General features: G+C 67.2%; 17 protein-coding genes. 6 read left to right on the forward strand and 11 right to left on the reverse strand.

Annotation, left to right across the window (positions count from 1 at the left end; all coding sequences use genetic code 11):
* Window positions 1–104 precede the first annotated feature (104 nt).
* Window positions 105–929, forward strand: coding sequence for a trypsin-like serine peptidase (locus AWB89_RS19480; RefSeq protein ID WP_372515197.1), 825 nt, complete (start codon window positions 105–107; stop codon window positions 927–929).
* Window position 930: 1 nt separating this feature from the next.
* On the opposite strand, the gene sthA is transcribed toward AWB89_RS19480, so the two are convergent.
* Entirely contained in the window at window positions 931–2337 is a 1407-nt protein-coding gene (gene sthA, locus AWB89_RS19485) for a Si-specific NAD(P)(+) transhydrogenase (protein WP_139830847.1), read from the reverse strand.
* A gap of 113 nt (window positions 2338–2450) precedes the next feature.
* Here sthA and AWB89_RS19490 point away from each other — a divergent pair, with 113 nt between their 5' ends.
* The gene (locus tag AWB89_RS19490) at window positions 2451–3506 is read left to right on the forward strand and encodes a DUF4192 domain-containing protein (RefSeq protein WP_085175871.1); all 1056 of its coding nucleotides are present in this window, start codon (window positions 2451–2453) and stop codon (window positions 3504–3506) included.
* A gap of 11 nt (window positions 3507–3517) precedes the next feature.
* On the opposite strand, the gene AWB89_RS19495 is transcribed toward AWB89_RS19490, so the two are convergent.
* The 3 genes from AWB89_RS19495 to AWB89_RS19505 all read right to left on the reverse strand — a co-directional run bounded on the left by AWB89_RS19495 (window position 3518) and on the right by AWB89_RS19505 (window position 5993).
* On the reverse strand, window positions 3518–4213 hold the full coding sequence (locus AWB89_RS19495; RefSeq protein WP_085102867.1) for an iron-dependent transcriptional repressor DtxR: 696 nt from the start codon (window positions 4211–4213) through the stop codon (window positions 3518–3520).
* A 242-nt stretch (window positions 4214–4455) separates the two neighbouring features.
* Window positions 4456–5415, reverse strand: coding sequence for a sigma-70 family RNA polymerase sigma factor SigB (gene sigB, locus AWB89_RS19500; protein ID WP_066909888.1), 960 nt, complete (start codon window positions 5413–5415; stop codon window positions 4456–4458).
* A gap of 149 nt (window positions 5416–5564) precedes the next feature.
* Window positions 5565–5993 carry a DUF3099 domain-containing protein gene (locus tag AWB89_RS19505; protein ID WP_139830835.1) on the reverse strand — a complete coding sequence of 143 codons (429 nt, stop codon included), beginning with the start codon at window positions 5991–5993 and terminating at the stop codon, window positions 5565–5567.
* Between the two features lie 45 nt (window positions 5994–6038).
* On the opposite strand from AWB89_RS19505, the gene AWB89_RS19510 reads away from it, so the two are divergent.
* A complete protein-coding gene (locus tag AWB89_RS19510; protein ID WP_085175873.1) occupies window positions 6039–6278 on the forward strand; it encodes a DUF3039 domain-containing protein in 240 nt (79 codons plus the stop codon).
* Here the strand turns inward: AWB89_RS19510 and AWB89_RS19515 are convergent, their stop codons facing one another.
* Window positions 6279–7262 (reverse strand): YihY/virulence factor BrkB family protein, encoded by a 984-nt coding sequence (locus AWB89_RS19515; protein ID WP_085102873.1) that lies wholly within the window; start codon window positions 7260–7262, stop codon window positions 6279–6281. It abuts the gene before it with no gap.
* 65 nt (window positions 7263–7327) lie between these two features.
* A complete protein-coding gene (locus AWB89_RS19520) occupies window positions 7328–7513 on the reverse strand; it encodes a DUF7455 domain-containing protein (RefSeq protein ID WP_068235416.1) in 186 nt (61 codons plus the stop codon).
* Window positions 7514–7646: 133 nt separating this feature from the next.
* Here AWB89_RS19520 and AWB89_RS19525 point away from each other — a divergent pair, with 133 nt between their 5' ends.
* Window positions 7647–8012 carry a DUF952 domain-containing protein gene (locus tag AWB89_RS19525; RefSeq protein WP_142282580.1) on the forward strand — a complete coding sequence of 122 codons (366 nt, stop codon included), beginning with the start codon at window positions 7647–7649 and terminating at the stop codon, window positions 8010–8012.
* On the opposite strand, the gene AWB89_RS19530 is transcribed toward AWB89_RS19525, so the two are convergent.
* Complete coding sequence (locus AWB89_RS19530; RefSeq protein WP_085175877.1) at window positions 7958–8374, reverse strand: Rid family hydrolase; 417 nt, start codon at window positions 8372–8374, stop codon at window positions 7958–7960. The two genes, AWB89_RS19525 and AWB89_RS19530, sit on opposite strands and share 55 nt — an antisense overlap.
* An 89-nt stretch (window positions 8375–8463) precedes the next feature.
* On the opposite strand from AWB89_RS19530, the gene AWB89_RS19535 reads away from it, so the two are divergent.
* A complete protein-coding gene (locus tag AWB89_RS19535) occupies window positions 8464–8883 on the forward strand; it encodes a nuclear transport factor 2 family protein (RefSeq protein WP_158089835.1) in 420 nt (139 codons plus the stop codon).
* A gap of 693 nt (window positions 8884–9576) precedes the next feature.
* Here the strand turns inward: AWB89_RS19535 and AWB89_RS19540 are convergent.
* From AWB89_RS19540 to AWB89_RS19550, 3 genes are read right to left on the reverse strand one after another with little or no spacing between them, the layout of a single operon-like run.
* The gene (locus tag AWB89_RS19540) at window positions 9577–9990 is read right to left on the reverse strand and encodes a hypothetical protein (protein WP_085175881.1); all 414 of its coding nucleotides are present in this window, start codon (window positions 9988–9990) and stop codon (window positions 9577–9579) included.
* Between the two features lie 10 nt (window positions 9991–10000).
* On the reverse strand, window positions 10001–11032 hold the full coding sequence (locus tag AWB89_RS19545) for a restriction endonuclease (protein WP_085175883.1): 1032 nt from the start codon (window positions 11030–11032) through the stop codon (window positions 10001–10003).
* A 51-nt stretch (window positions 11033–11083) separates the two neighbouring features.
* Entirely contained in the window at window positions 11084–11929 is an 846-nt protein-coding gene (locus tag AWB89_RS19550) for a hypothetical protein (protein WP_085175884.1), read from the reverse strand.
* Window positions 11930–12040: 111 nt separating this feature from the next.
* On the opposite strand from AWB89_RS19550, the gene AWB89_RS19555 reads away from it, so the two are divergent.
* On the forward strand, window positions 12041–12859 hold the full coding sequence (locus AWB89_RS19555; RefSeq protein WP_085175885.1) for a hypothetical protein: 819 nt from the start codon (window positions 12041–12043) through the stop codon (window positions 12857–12859).
* A gap of 137 nt (window positions 12860–12996) precedes the next feature.
* Here the strand turns inward: AWB89_RS19555 and AWB89_RS19560 are convergent, their stop codons facing one another.
* Complete coding sequence (locus tag AWB89_RS19560; protein ID WP_085175886.1) at window positions 12997–14541, reverse strand: RNA polymerase sigma factor; 1545 nt, start codon at window positions 14539–14541, stop codon at window positions 12997–12999.
* Window positions 14542–14710 lie beyond the last annotated feature (169 nt).

Genomic DNA, 14710 nt, shown 5'->3' on the forward strand with positions numbered 1-14710 from the left:
CCGAATCAACGGGCACCCCTAACGGAAACACCGAACCGGGCGCAGACCGTCCCGGCGGGTTCAACCCTGCCCGCCGCCCCATGGTCAGGCATGATGGACACCAAATGCGGGTATCGAGGGTGTTGCTGTGCTCGGGGGTTGGCCTGGCGACGTTGCTGACGTCGTGCACCAGGCCCGCCGATCCCGCCGCGCGCCCGATCGTCTCCGCCGACGTGGCCACCGCGCCGGTGCAGCGGCTCAGCCAGCCTCAACAGAAGGCCGTCGCGCGCCCCGTCGACCCGGACCGGCGCGTCGGCGCGATCTTCATCAACGACGGCCCGCTGCACGTCTGCACGGGCGCGGTGGTGCATTCGGCGGCCGGCAACCTGGTGATGACGGCGGCGCACTGCCTGGCGGGAGCCGCCAAGATCAATTTCGTCCCCGGGTTCGCCGGTGACGCCACGCCGCCGCCCGCGGACGTCTGGAAGGCCGATGCGGTCTATCTCGATCCGCGCTGGACGGCCGGCAAGGACCCGCACGCGGATTATGCGATCGCGCGGGTCAGCAACGACGCCGGTGGCTCGGTCGAGTCACACGTCGGGCTGGCCCTGACGCTGGGCATCGCGCCGCCGCCGGGCAGCCACGTCACGGTGCTGGGGTACGCGGCCGGGGTGGGCGGCTCACCCATCGGCTGCCAGGCGACCACCTCGGTCAACGACAACGGGTTTCCGTCGCTGACCTGCGAGGGGCTGGTCGACGGCACCAGCGGCGCGCCGTGGGTCAGCGGCACCACGCTCACTGGGGTGATCGGCGGCTTCGAGCGCGGCGGGTGCGCCGCCAACGTGTCGTACTCGGCGCCGTTCGACGCCCAGACCGCGCAATTGCTGGCCCGCGCCGAGGCCGGCGGTCCCGGCGACCCGGTGCCCAACGACCTCGACGACAGCTGCTGAGTCAGCGGCGGAACTGGGACAGCGCCCGCATCTTGTTGGTCACGTCCAGCGCGGCGACCTTGTAGGCCTCCGAGAAGGTCGGGTAGTTGAACACCGCGTCGACCAGGTAGTCGACGGTGCCGCCGCAGCCCATCACGGCCTGCCCGATGTGCACCATCTCGGTGGCGCTGGTGCCGAAGATGTGCACGCCGAGCAGCTTGCGGTCCTCGGTGGACACCAGCAGCTTGAGCATCCCGTAGGAGTCTCCGGCGATCTGGCCGCGGGCCAGCTCCTTGTACCGCGCCACGCCCACCTCGTACGGGATGGAGTTCTTGGTCAGCTCCACCTCGGTGGCCCCGACGTAGGAGATCTCGGGGATCGAGTAGATGCCGATCGGCTGCAGGTCGGTGATGCCCTCGCAGGCTTCCCCGAACGCGTGGTAGGCGGCCAGCCGGCCCTGTTCCATCGAGGTCGCGGCCAGCGCCGGGAACCCGATCACGTCGCCGACGGCGTAGATGTGCTCGACCTTGGTCTGGAACTTGTCGTCCACCCAGATCCGCCCGCGGCCCTCGACCTCGAGGCCGGCGTTGTGCAGGTCGAGGTGGTCGGTCTGCCCCTGGCGCCCCGCGGAGTACATGACCGTCTCGGCCGGGATCTGCTTGCCGCTGGCCAGGGTGGTGACGGTGCCCGCGGAGCCGACGTCGACCGCCGTCACCTCCTCGCCGAACCGGAACGTCACCGCCAGGTCGCGCAGGTGGAACTTCAGCGCCTCCACCACCTCGGGGTCGCAGAAGTCCAGCATGTCGTCCCGCTTTTCCACCACCGTCACCTTGGTGCCCAGCGCGGCGAACATCGAGGCGTACTCGATGCCGATGACGCCGGCGCCGACGACGACCATCGAGGCCGGCAGTGACTTGAGGTCGAGGATCCCGTCGGAGTCGAGCACCCGTTCCTCGTCGAACTCGACCCCGGACGGCCGCGCGGGTCGCGTGCCGGTGGCGATGACGATGTATTCGCCGCTGACGGTCGTCATCTCCCGGCGGCCCGGGTCCTCCACGACGACGGTGTGCGGGTCGATGAAGCGGCCGTGGCCGACCAGCAGGTCGATTCGGTTGCGCATCAACTGATTGCGCACCACGTCGACCTCCTTGCCGATCACGTGCTGGGTCCGCGCCAGCAGGTCGGCCGGCGTGATCCGGTCCTTGACGCGGTAGCTGGCCCCGTACAGCTCGCGCTGGTTCATCCCGGTGAGGTAGAGGACCGCCTCGCGCAACGTCTTTGACGGGATGGTGCCCGTGTTGACGCACACGCCGCCCAGCATCCGGCCGCGTTCAATGATGGCGACCGATTTGCCCAGCTTGGCCGAGGCGATGGCGGCCTTCTGGCCGCCCGGTCCCGAACCGATGACGACGATGTCGTACTCCTGCATCGAACCCATGGATAGACGATAAGGCCCACAGTCCAGACTTTCTCCACAGACGAGCGGCCGGATTTCGTTGCGGGAGCACGGCCTGACGGTGCCGGCCGTCAGCGTTGGTGCCCATGACGACGCATCGAGCTGATTTCTCACTCAACCGCCCCGGAGCGCTGATCGCGGCGCTACCGGCCGTTCTCGGCTTCGTTCCGGAGAATTCATTGATCCTGGTGTCGCTGGACGGCGGCGAATTGGGGTCGGTGCTGCGGGTCGATCTGTCCGAGGAGGTGACCGACCGGGTGGGGCACCTGGCCGAGATCGCCGCCGCAGCCGAGCCCGAGGCCGCCATCGCGGTGGTCGTCGACGCCGAAGGCGCGCACTGCCCGGGGTGCAACGAGGAGCACCGGCTGCTGTGCGCGGCGCTCGCAGACGCGTTGGCGCAGCGCGGGATTCAGCTGTGGGCCGCGCACGTGGTGGACCGGGTGGCGCGCGGCGGCCGCTGGCATTGCGTGGACCGCTGCGGAGCCGGCGGCATCATCGACGATCCTTCGGCGTCGCCGCTGGCCGCCGCGGCGGTGCTCGACGGCCGGCGGCTCTACGCCCGCCGGGCCGACCTGCAGGCCGTGATCGCGGTCGACGCGGCGCGCAGCGCGGGGCTGGCCGGCGCGGTGCTGCGGCAGGCGGCGAAGCGGGAGGCGGCGCTGCGCGACGATCCGTTGGGTTGCGCCCGCCGCGACGTGCGGCGCGCACTGACCGTCGCGAAGCGCGTCGCCAGCGGCGAAACGCCGTCCGCCACCCAGCTTGCCGCGTTGGGCTGCGCGCTGCGCGATGTGCAGGTGCGCGACACGTTGTACGCGCTCGCGGTCGGCGAGCGCGCCGGCGAGGCCGAGTCGCTGTGGGCGCTGCTGGCGCGCTCGCTGCCCGAGCCGTGGCGGGTGGAGGCGCTGGTGTTGCTCGCGTTCAGTGCGTACGTCCGCGGCGACGGCCCGCTCGCGGGCGTGTCGCTGGACGCCGCGCTGCGCTGCGACCCCGAACATCGGATGGCGGGGATGCTGGACCAGGCGCTGCAATCCGGCATGCGGCCCGAGACCATCCGGGAACTGGCGGTCACCGGCTACCGGCTGGCCAAGCGGCTGGGGGTGCGGCTGCCGCCGCGCCGGGCGTTCGGGCGCCGGGCGGGGTAGTCAGGGCGCGGTCAGACCTTCTCGACCTTGACGGCGTGGGCCATCTCGTGCGGCAGGGTGACGTTCTCGTGGCCCGGGATGAGGATGGTGACCCCACCCCCGCCCGGGGTGTTCTCGACGGTCACCCGGGCATTGGGCACCACGCCGGCGTCCTTGAGCCTGGTGATCAGGTCGATGTCGCCCTGGACGTGCTCGGTCAGCTGGCGGACGACCACCGCGACCGGCGACCCGGCGGGCAGCTCGGTCAGCCGGACCAGGTTGGCCTCATCCGAGCCGGAATCCGGGCCGACGCCGAGGTCCAACAGACCCGGAATCGGGTTGCCGAACGGCGACGTGGTCGGGTTGTTCAGCACCTTGACGAGCCGGCGTTCGACTTCCTCGCTCATCACGTGCTCCCACCGGCAGGCCTCGGCGTGCACTTCCTCCCACGGCACCCCGATGACGTCGACGAGCAATCGTTCGGCCAGCCGGTGCTTGCGCATCACGGCGATGGCCAGCGCCCGGCCCTTGTCGGTGAGCTCCAGGTGACGGTCCCCGGCGACGTGGAGGAGCCCGTCCCGCTCCATGCGGGACACGGTCTGGCTGACGGTCGGACCGCTCTGCTCGAGACGTTCGGCGATCCGGGCGCGCAGCGGCGTCACGCCCTCTTCCTCGAGGTCGTAGATGGTTCGCAGGTACATCTCGGTGGTATCAACCAGCTCGTTCATCCAGCACCCTCCATTGACGCCGAGTCTACTTGGCAAGCTGCGCGAATGGGTGTAACGCGTCCCCGGCAAGCAGTATGCCCGCCGCGTGACGCGGCGGGCATACCGTCTTGTTACTTGGCTCTGGCGGCGATCGCAAGCGCGGCGTTAGCCGGGCGCCGCGGGTCGCCGCGATCTATCTGGCGGCGATCGCAAGCGCGGCGTTAGCCGGGCGCCGCGGGTCGCCGCGATCTATCCGGTTGGTCTCAGCTCGCGTACGACCGCAGCCGGTCGGCGCGCTCGCCGTTGCGCAGCTTGGACATCACGTCGCGCTCGATCTGGCGGACCCGCTCACGGGACAGCCCGAACAGCTTGCCGATCTGGTCCAGCGTGCGCGGCTGGCCGTCGTCCAGGCCGAAGCGCAGCCGGATCACCTGATGCTCGCGCTCGTCGAGAGTGGCCAGGACGCTGCGGATGTCGGTGTGCAGCAGCTCGGCGATCACCGCGTTCTCCGCGGACATCGCCTCGGCGTCCTCGATGAAGTCGCCCAGCGGGGCCTCTTCCTCGGAGCCGACGGGCATGTCGAGGCTCACCGGGTCGCGGCTGTGCTCCAACAGGTCGTTGATCTTCTCGATCGGGATGCCGGACTCCGCGGCCAGCTCCTCGTCGGTGGCCTCACGCCCCAGGTTCTGGTGCATCTCCCGCTTGATCCGCGCCAGCTTGTTGACCTGCTCGACCAGGTGGACGGGCAAGCGAATGGTGCGGCTCTGGTCGGCCATCCCTCGGGTGATCGCCTGGCGGATCCACCACGTCGCGTAGGTGGAGAACTTGAAACCCTTTGTGTAGTCGAACTTCTCCATCGCGCGGATCAGGCCCAGGTTGCCCTCCTGGATGAGGTCCAGCAGGGGCATGCCGCGGCCCGTGTAGCGCTTGGCCAGCGAAACCACCAGCCGCAGGTTCGCTTCCAGCAAGTGGCGGCGCGCGGCCTGGCCGTCGCGTACGACGGCTTCGAGATCGCGTTTGCGGTTCTCCCCGAGGCGCTTACGAGTCTCGAGCAGGTGCTCGGCATACAGACCGGCTTCGATGCGCTTGGCCAGTTCGACTTCGCCCGCCGCGTTCAGTAGCGCCGTCTTACCAATGCCATTGAGGTATACGCGCACCAGGTCCGCAGCGGGGCTTTGAGCATCCAGATCGCCGTCGATCCTGCTTGTGCCGGCATTCGCCATAGCGACCTCCCGTTCGGCTTTGTACTGTCATGTCGTTCAACGACAGACCCAGCCTGGGAGTTCCCACCCCATCGCGATCTCACACGCCTTGACGTGCAGAGATGTGCCGCTGACCTGAGAATGTCCTGAGAAGTGCGGCTAGCGGCCGCTTATCGGGAACCGTGGTCGTGGTGGTCCCAGGTCGGCGCGTGCGTCCCCGGCTCGGGGGCGCGGCGCGGTTCGAGCGCTCGCTGCTCGGCCCGTGGGAACAGGGGCGTCCGCCGGCGGGCGTCGTCGAAGCGCCGCGGTTCGTCGGAGCGGCGCGGCGGCCGGTCGTTGGCGATCAGGACCGCCATCCAGGGCAGCGGCACCGAGGCCGCCACGATCGCCAGGGAGATCAGACCGTTGTGCCAGGCGCCGTACGCTACGGCGGCCAGGATCAGCGCCGGAATCCGAAACGCCATCAGGGTCAGGTACTTACGCACCCGCGCGCGGTGCTCCTCCTCGTACGAGGGGGCGGCGGAGGTGATCAGGACCGGGCGGCCCGCGTCGTCGAAACCCAGCTGTTCGCCGCGCTTCATACCTCCACTGTCCCACACCTGATCGATTCCGGTAACGGCGAGTCAGGAGGCACAATGTGAGGCATGCGCACCCAGACGATCGAACGCACCGAGACCGACGAACGCGTCGACGACGGGACCGGTAGTGATACCCCGAAGTACTTCCACTACGTCAAGAAGGACAGGATCGCCGAGAGCGCGGTGATGGGCAGCCATGTGGTGGCGTTGTGCGGCGAGGTGTTTCCCGTCACTCGGGCGGCCAAGCCGGGCTCGCCCGTCTGCCCGGAGTGCAAGCGGATCTACGAGCACCTGAAAAAGGACTGATCAGGCCGGCGGCTCCGCCGTCGCGACGGCGGGTGGTGCGGGGTTGGGCGGTGTGTCCACCGCGGACTTGTGGCCACGCGCGCGCGCCAGCACCCAGTTGCGCAGCCGGTGGGCATGCGTCTTCGGGGCGGGGAACTCCTCCTGGATGGCCGCGTTGAGTTCGGCGCCGATCATGATCGCGAAGCCGCCGAAGAACGCGAACAGCAGGAACGCGATCGGCGTGGACAGCGCGCCGTAGGTGTAGCCGGTGCTGGTGATCCATCTCAGGTAGAACCGCAGGCCCAGCGTGGCGATCACGAAGACCGCGGTGGCCAGGACGGCGCCGAAGATCAGGCGATGCGACGGCAGCGGCACGGGCAGCGACACCCGGTAGAGGATCATCACGCCCAGCATCAGGCCCAGGAGCAGCGCGGGGTAGTAGCCGTAGCGCAGCACGTTGGCCAGGCCGACGGGGATGTGCTCGGAGATCTTGCGCGGGCCCACCACCACCAGCGGCGCCGTCACCACCACGACGACCAGCCCCACCACGTACAGGAACAGCGCGAAGAGCCGCTGCCGCACGGGATGACGCAACGGCGTCTGATCGTGCGCCTCCACCACGGAATCGACGAACGCCGAGATCGCCGACGACCCCGCCCACAGCGAGATCAGAAAACCCAGCGAAACCACCTCGCCGCGGGCGTGATTGGCGATGTCCCGGATGGTCGGCTCGATGATCTCGTTGACGACGCTGGGCGAGAACACGCTGTGGGCCGTCGAAATCACCTGGTGTTCGATGCTGGGCAACATGTCCGGCCCGAACAGCGGCGCCACGTAGGCCAGGGTGCCCAGCAGCCCCAGCAGCAGCGGCGGCAGGGACAGCGCCGACCAGAAGCCGGCCTGCGCCGACTCTGAGAAAATCGAGTCGTCCCAGCTCTTGCCCAGAGTCCTGAGGCTGATTCGCCAGATGTGGTGGCGGGACGGCTTTGCGACCTGATCGCTCATACCCGTCCAGCATTACCGATGACTGCCCGCACCGCCCACATTGCCGACGGGTGAGTTCGGTGAAACTAGCTGGCGCTGGCCTCCAGCACCGCGTCCTGCTCGGTCAGTTTCGCCTCATGCTGGTTCGCGTGGTGCTGGCAGAAGAGAAGCTCAAGCCCTGAAGGCAGCTTGGCGCGGACTCGAGCCGCGGCACCGCAGCGATCGCAGCGGTCCGCTCGTGTCAGCTCGGGACTGGTCAGAGTTGCATTCATGGCTTCTCCGTTCTCGTACATTCACTCTCTCAGACGTATGGGGTTTTCGCCTTGTTCCCCGATCGTTATCGGGTGTGTCGTTTCTCACGAGTCGCTGTGGTTTAACCGGCGGGCCCGGCTAGGGTGGCCGACTGTGGCCACCGTTCCCGGCGTTTTGGTGCACCTATGCGGGCGCGAGGAGTGGTCCCGGGCGCGCGATCTCGGCGGAATCGACCCCGGGCCGCCCGGCTCGGAATTCATCCATCTGTCGACGCCCGAACAGGTTCACCTGCCGGCCAACCGGCTCTTCCGCGGCCGCGACGACCTGGTTCTCCTGCACATCGATCCGGCCCTGTTGGACTCGCCCGTGCGTTGGGAACCGGGGGTGGCAACGGATCCCGACGCGATGTTGTTCCCGCATCTGTACGGCCGGCTGCCGGTGAGCGCTGTGGTCGGCGTCATCGCCTATTCGCCCGGGCCCGACGGCACCTTCGGCCCGGTGTCCGGGGCCGCCACGTAGGCGTCGGCCTCGATCTCCACCATCAGCTCGGGCGCGATCAGCGCGGAAACCTCGACCATGGTCGCCGCCGGACGTATCTCCCCAAAGGCTGCCGCGTGCACCGCCGCCACCTCCCGCCAGCGGGCGATGTCGGTGACGTAGATCCGGGTGCGCACCACGTCGGAGAGCGCGGCGCCCGCCTGCTGCAGCGCGATCTCGATGCGGCGCAAGGCATCTCGCGCCTGCGCGGCGATGTCACCGGCGGCTCCCGCGCCGGTCGTTCCGGCCACCGCCACGTGCGGGCCGACCCGCACCGCGCGCGAATAACCGACGACCGACTCGAAGTCGGACCCGGACGAGACCACTGTGCGGTTGGCTGGCATGCGGTCACAGTACGACGGCGGCGCGGGAGGGCGCACCCGATTTTTCCGACTTGGCTTGGGCACCAACGCGTTCGGTTAGCATGCTGTCGATGACCAGGTCCGGCATCTCCGAGGACGCGCTGCGCGCGCAGGAGGAGCGGTTCGCGCGGGCGTTCGCCGCCGGCGACGTGACGCTCGCCCGCGACCTGTATGCGCCCGACGTGGTGTACGTGAGCCCGACGGTGCGCCTGTTCGATTGGCCCGCCCGGATCGACGGCATCGAGCGCACGCTCGAGTTCATCGCGCTCACCATCCGCGGCTGCGACGACATCGACTACGAGGCGACCGACCTCGCCATCACCCCCGCCGGCGACGCGTCGTTCGTGCGCGTGCGGTTCGACTGGACCCGGGGTGGGCACCGCCTGCGCTCGACGTACGTGGTGATCTACCGCTACCGCGACGGGCGCATCGCGCGCCAGGAGGTGTACTACGACCCGAACGGAACCCTGGAGCGTCCGGGACCCGATTGAGCGAAGAGGGGTTTCCGGAGGTCTCGAACACGATTCGTTGGGCGCGAGCGCGCCGATCGCCATGGTTCAATGCGCGGATGAACAACCCTCAGCCGTGGTGGCTCACGTGGCCGCCAGCCGAAGTGGCGGGGGCTATCCTGCCGCTGTTCTCGTCTGCCCCGTACGTGTACGAGTTCACAATGATCGAAGCGATCGTCGGGTGGTGTAGGACGGGCCAGTATCACCAACCCGCGGGTGGCTATACGAGCGGCGACGAATTACGAAAGTTCGGCAACCCCGATTCTCGTGCCGTCGCTGAGGCGATACAGGTTCTCGAACACGCGGGCCTGCTTATGGATTCGGCCGGGGGAGACCGCGTCGCTGTCGGATTGACTCGGCTGGGACAACATGCGCTTCAGACCAACACCGTGCGTCAGCATCTCGGACTGGGGGACCCTCCGCCAAGCGCATGACGCCTAGGCCACGAGCAGTCCCCACGCGGCGTCGCCGACGCTGTCAGCGCACCGACTCGTCGCGTCAGTCGAGGTAGTCGCGCACTGTACGTGGTCTCATCGGGTGCTCGACCTGCATAAACGCTGGTCCCGAACTGCCTAGATGCGTCCAATATCAGTGACTGACTGGACGCGCACGGGTCGGACTGCGCGTCAGGCGGCCCGCAGTCGGCCAATCCGGTTCGGTCCCAAGGAATCCCCGTCATAGGGGGAGGAGAGACAGCACGTTGCCGATGAAGCCGACGACCAAGCCGAGAAGCAGCAGGCCGACAGCGAACCAGCGGCGTCGGTCGCTGATGTCGTTCTGAGCGGTCACGTACTTCACCACTGCCCTGCGCTGGGCCGCCGCTCCCGGACCCGTTTGATCGACCCACCTTTCGCCAGTCGCTGCGGCTATCTGCGCCGTTACCCTCTGCAGCCCCCGCGCTCCAGGCCTGTCGCGGATGGTCGCGATCTGCCGACTGTGCTCGTCCGCGGCGGCCTTGGCTTCCGTCAGGTCGTCTTTGAACTGGCGCATATTGCGAATGCTGATGCGGACGTCCTGGACCACGCCCGCCGCTCCGGCCATCTGAAGCACGAAGGCGAGCGCGTAGGGGACGAGGGTCGCGGTCTTCATCGTGTGCGCGTCAGCTTTCATCGTCGGTCGATGGCGGGACGTCGCCGAGCGGCGACGGGGCAGCGGCCGCTCGCCGCGCCGCCCAGTCGCCCATCTTGCCCTGGACGAACTCCCCATCGGTCGGGCGGCCAGCGTTGAGGACCCGAACACCCATACGCGGACCCTCGTCGCCCTCCGTGATAACCCAGTGAAAGGTTTCGTCGCCGGTTTTCGAGGTTCCGGTGGAGAACGGCGTGCCCTCATACTGGCCATGCTTGAGCGGTACCTCAACCACGTGCGCCTTCAACTTCCCTGTGATCAGCACCTTGGTGATGCGGCGGAGAGTACGCGGTGGGTCAGGGTCGTCGCCCCCCATCAAGTACACCGCCTCGCCGTTTACGAGCGGGTCGTCGTCCGATCCGATTGTGAACGCGGTTTCGTCGCCGGTGGCGTCGCGCACGGCCGGTTGATTCATGTCGAGGTTCCGCATCGTCTGCTGGAGCACGTCGCCGGCTGAGCACACAACCGCCGAGTCGGCTCGATGTAGGTAGGTACCGAGGATCGGGAAGAGGTCGACGCGGTCGGCTACCTGTCCGTCGGGGTAGGTGATGGGTGGGTCGATCACGGCGGTCATCGTGTCGGGGGTGAAGTCCAATCGCTTCACCCAGACGCTATCCAGGTTGTTGACAACCTCCCCGACAAAGCCGGGTGTCACGTCATCGGGCGTGATCGCCTTGATCCTGAGGAACTCGGCCAGCTTGAGAGCGGCGGGGGTGAACCCACTGGCCGAGACCAAGACGAGCTTGTCAGTAGGCAAGTGGGAATGCTTGCCGTACATCGCTTCTACCCACTCGACCGTCTGCGGCCGCTTCCAGGCCCGGCATTCGATACCCAAGACCACCTTGTGACCGGACACCTGGCCTTCGGCGCAGATATCGACCTCGCGGCGTTCGCCCGGGACCGCGCTGTCAGGCAGCATGGCGCTCGGCGTCGCCACGTCCCGGCCCAGAATCTGAGTGAGGGCCGTTACCAGTTCCTGGAACTCGTTGGTCCGCTTAGGCATAACTGGTCACGGTACATGCGCCGCCGCAATTACTTCCCGCGACGAAGGCGGTCATGGCCGTGACAATGCGACCAGCCTGCGCACCGCCTCTTCGACCGCTGGCAGCCCACGAAACGCAGCATCCAGCAGCCGGTTGGGATCGCCCTTCTGGGTGACCTTCCACCAGCCCGTAACGGGGTCGGTGCCCGTTATCTCCCTGCCGGGTAGGGCGGCCCAGGGGCGCGCATGCGCGAAGCCGCTCATCGTCTGCCAGGTGTTGAGGAGCGTGATCGCCGGGTCATAGCTGCCCGTAGCGCCTGCAGGCAGGGCTCTGCCAGCGAGCGTCACTATTTCGGTATCTGTGGTGCACTGCTTGGCAAAGCTCCGGCGCGTGAGCGGCGTTGTCGGGTTGAGCAGCGAATTGGCCTGCTCGACGATCCAGTCCTGTCGCCTCCCCATTTCGTCAGCCCACTCCTGGTGGTCCTCGCCGTTGAGGTCCTGGTTCTGAGGGAACGCCCTGACCGTATCGACCCATGCCACTTCGGACCTGATGTCCTTGAAGCTGAATTCGAGCGCGCGGATTCGTCGCTCATCGCGCGTGCTTCCGCTCAACATCCATAACGCCGTCGAACCGCCGGTGATCGCTGTCCGAATCAGCGTGAACTGTGCGTAGGGGAACGGCTCGTTGCGGTTACGCAGCGACCAACTTAAGAACCGGAGATGGTCGAGCGCGCTGAGCAAGCACTGGACAACGTCTTGATGGAAGGTGCGATAGATCGGGTGCAAGTAGGCGTCGTCCTCTGCGATCTCGGACGTGGCCGCAACCTCTAACCCGAGCACAGTCTCCAACGCTGCAGAAACACGGTTTTCCAGCCACTCGTAACCTTGCTGCACCGGCGGTTCGTCGCCGTTCGCCATAACGCCGACGATAGCGCGACAATCGCGGCGCGCGACGACACCGCGCGCACCACCCTAAGTGCTAGGGTGCGCTCCGGGCTGAGTCGGTGTCCCAAGACGGGGAGGGAAACAATGCAGAGCGCTTTCGCGAAGCTAGCCCGCGCCAAGATGCATCGCGATGCTCTGAAGGCGGATGTCGAGGCATTTCGTGCACGGGAGCCGCACGACTGGGTGCTTCAACAGACGAGCTACCGCGACCCGAACGACCGTCTTACCTTTCGGGTTGTCGTGAAAGTGAACGAAGAGAAGCCCGACCACTGGGGCTTGACCGTTGGAGACGTCCTCACGAACCTGCGTGCAGCCCTTGACCATTCAGTCTTCGGCCACGCGGAAGCGCGAAGCACGCTGACGCCGCAGCAAGAACGGTCGCTGTACTTCCCTATCCTTACGGATCCGCAGAAATGGCAAGCGACACAAGCCAACCTAAGCCCTCTTGTTGACTCGGCGGTCCTAGCGGTGATCGATCAGAGCCAGCCTTTTCATTTCACACAGCAGCAGGGCGGGCCAGACTGGCACCCGCTCGCTGTACTGAACAGCCTGGTGAATCAGGACAAGCACCGTGCAGTACGAACCGTGTCGTATGTGAACGAAGACTTCGACATCGTCGACAGCGAATTGCCTGTTGCGTCGGTTGATGCCCAACCCGTCGAGATGCTCGACGGAGCCGTGGTAGCGACGGTGACCCTTGAGTTACCACCGCCGACACCCGTCCGATTAGACGGCACCAACAATCCCGGCTTGCGGCCTGTGAACTTCCAGGTTCAAAACGGCTACATCGAGAAGATCGAACTACCTGACGTTGGTGACACGCGCCCATTGCTCTTCGTGGTGGATAGTGCTGTGGATGCTGTCGAGCAGGTACTCAATCAACTTCAGGCGGCCGGGTGCTAGCCATCCGATCGGCTTGTTCACTTCCGAGGTGAACGTGGCGATGTCGAAATCGCATGACCGATACCTTAACTGAGCCCTTGATGCCAATCCGGCTTTAAGCCGAACACCGTGGTCAACGTATGTTTTTGGGCGGGTCCTCAGTCGAGGTAGTCGCGCAACACCTGGGAACGGCTGGGGTGGCGCAGCTTCGACATCGTCTTGGACTCGATCTGGCGGATGCGCTCGCGGGTCACGCCGTACACCTGCCCGATCTCGTCGAGGGTGCGGGGCTGGCCGTCGGTGAGCCCGAAGCGCAGCCGTACTACGCCGGCTTCGCGCTCCGACAGCGTCTCCAGCACCGACTGCAGCTGATCCTGCAGCAGGGTGAACGACACCGCGTCGACGGCCACCACCGCTTCGCTGTCTTCGATGAAGTCGCCGAGCTGGCTGTCGCCCTCGTCGCCGATGGTCTGGTCCAGCGAGATCGGCTCGCGCGCGTATTGCTGGATCTCCAGGACCTTCTCGGGCGTGATGTCCATCTCCTTGGCCAGCTCCTCCGGCGTGGGCTCGCGGCCCAGATCCTGAAGCAGCTCGCGCTGGATGCGGCCCAGCTTGTTGATCACCTCGACCATGTGGACCGGGATGCGGATGGTGCGCGCCTGGTCGGCCATGGCCCGGGTGATGGCCTGGCGGATCCACCACGTGGCGTAGGTGGAGAACTTGTAACCCTTTGTGTAGTCGAACTTTTCGACCGCGCGGATCAGGCCCAGGTTGCCTTCCTGGATGAGGTCGAGGAAGGCCATGCCGCGGCCCGTGTAGCGCTTGGCCAGCGAAACCACCAGCCGCAGGTTGGCTTCCAGCAGATGGTTCTTCGCGCGATCGCCGTCGCGGCAGATCCACATCATGTCGCGGCGCTGGGCGGCGGGCAGCTTGTCGCCGCGCTCGGCGTGCTCGCTCATCAGCTGCGTGGCGTACAGGCCGGCCTCGATCCGCTTCGCGAGTTCGACCTCTTCCTCCGCGTTGAGCAGCGCCACCTTGCCGATCTGCTTCAGGTAGGCGCGAACGGAGTCCGCGGACGCGGTGAGCTCGGCGTCCTTGCGGGCCTGGCGCAGCGCCTCGGATTCGTCCTCGTCCCACACGAAATCACCGGAGGCCTTGTCCTTTTCGGACGGCTCGGCGATGTCCTCGTCCTCTTCGGCCGCCGTCGCGGCCTTGGCGGCGGGCTTCTCCGCCGCCTCCTCCTCGCCTTCCTCGGCGTCGCCCGCCTCGAGCTCGGCGTCCTCGCCGTCGGCGGCCACGTCCTCTTCGAGGTCGTCGAGGTTGAGGTCGTCGGCGTCGATGTCGAGGTCTTCGCCCGGCTCACCCTCGAGGTCGGGTTCGGCGTCGAGATCCTCGACCGCGCCGTCGGTGTCGAGGGCCTCGACGTCGGCGTCGTCGGGGGCACCCTTGGCCGCCTTGGTTCCGCGCGCGGACGGCGCCTTGGCGCCGGCCTTCGCCGGGGTGCGGGTCTTCTTCGCGGTCTCGGCCGCGGCGGGGGCCTCGTGCGCCTTGGTGGCCCGCGGGGCCGTCTTGGCGGCCCGCTTCGCGGGGGCGGCGCCGTTGGCGGCCTTCGCGGCCGGGCGCTTAGCGGGGGACGACGGAGACTTCGTGGCGGTGCGCTTCACCGGCTGGTCGGTTGCCGCACTTGCCTTGCTCGGTGCCACTTACACCCCTTCGTTTGGACGCACTTTCGGTGGGTATGGGCATGGGAAACCGAAAGTGTCTGCTATGTCGAATGTCGGCGTTGATATCGGCGTGTGTGTGTTTGCACGCTTTCAGTCGGGCGGTCGCCGAGGACCATTGTAACGACAGCGGCCGCCCGTACCCGGCTAC

This window comes from Mycobacterium paraense (assembly GCF_002101815.1).
Lineage (GTDB): Bacteria > Actinomycetota > Actinomycetes > Mycobacteriales > Mycobacteriaceae > Mycobacterium > Mycobacterium paraense.

Coding starts and splice junctions, on each gene's coding strand:
- AWB89_RS19540 (WP_085175881.1), bottom strand. CDS start 9,990: ATGAAGACCGCGACCCTCGTCCCCTACGCGCTCGCCTTCGTGCTTCAG.
- AWB89_RS19545 (WP_085175883.1), bottom strand. CDS start 11,032: ATGCCTAAGCGGACCAACGAGTTCCAGGAACTGGTAACGGCCCTCACT.
- AWB89_RS19515 (WP_085102873.1), bottom strand. CDS start 7,262: ATGAGCGATCAGGTCGCAAAGCCGTCCCGCCACCACATCTGGCGAATC.
- AWB89_RS19555 (WP_085175885.1), top strand. CDS start 12,041: ATGCAGAGCGCTTTCGCGAAGCTAGCCCGCGCCAAGATGCATCGCGAT.
- AWB89_RS19550 (WP_085175884.1), bottom strand. CDS start 11,929: ATGGCGAACGGCGACGAACCGCCGGTGCAGCAAGGTTACGAGTGGCTG.
- AWB89_RS19510 (WP_085175873.1), top strand. CDS start 6,039: ATGCGCACCCAGACGATCGAACGCACCGAGACCGACGAACGCGTCGAC.
- AWB89_RS19530 (WP_085175877.1), bottom strand. CDS start 8,374: ATGCCAGCCAACCGCACAGTGGTCTCGTCCGGGTCCGACTTCGAGTCG.
- AWB89_RS19520 (WP_068235416.1), bottom strand. CDS start 7,513: ATGAATGCAACTCTGACCAGTCCCGAGCTGACACGAGCGGACCGCTGC.
- AWB89_RS19480 (WP_372515197.1), top strand. CDS start 105: ATGCGGGTATCGAGGGTGTTGCTGTGCTCGGGGGTTGGCCTGGCGACG.
- AWB89_RS19495 (WP_085102867.1), bottom strand. CDS start 4,213: ATGAACGAGCTGGTTGATACCACCGAGATGTACCTGCGAACCATCTAC.
- sigB (WP_066909888.1), bottom strand. CDS start 5,415: ATGGCGAATGCCGGCACAAGCAGGATCGACGGCGATCTGGATGCTCAA.
- AWB89_RS19535 (WP_158089835.1), top strand. CDS start 8,464: ATGACCAGGTCCGGCATCTCCGAGGACGCGCTGCGCGCGCAGGAGGAG.
- sthA (WP_139830847.1), bottom strand. CDS start 2,337: ATGCAGGAGTACGACATCGTCGTCATCGGTTCGGGACCGGGCGGCCAG.
- AWB89_RS19490 (WP_085175871.1), top strand. CDS start 2,451: ATGACGACGCATCGAGCTGATTTCTCACTCAACCGCCCCGGAGCGCTG.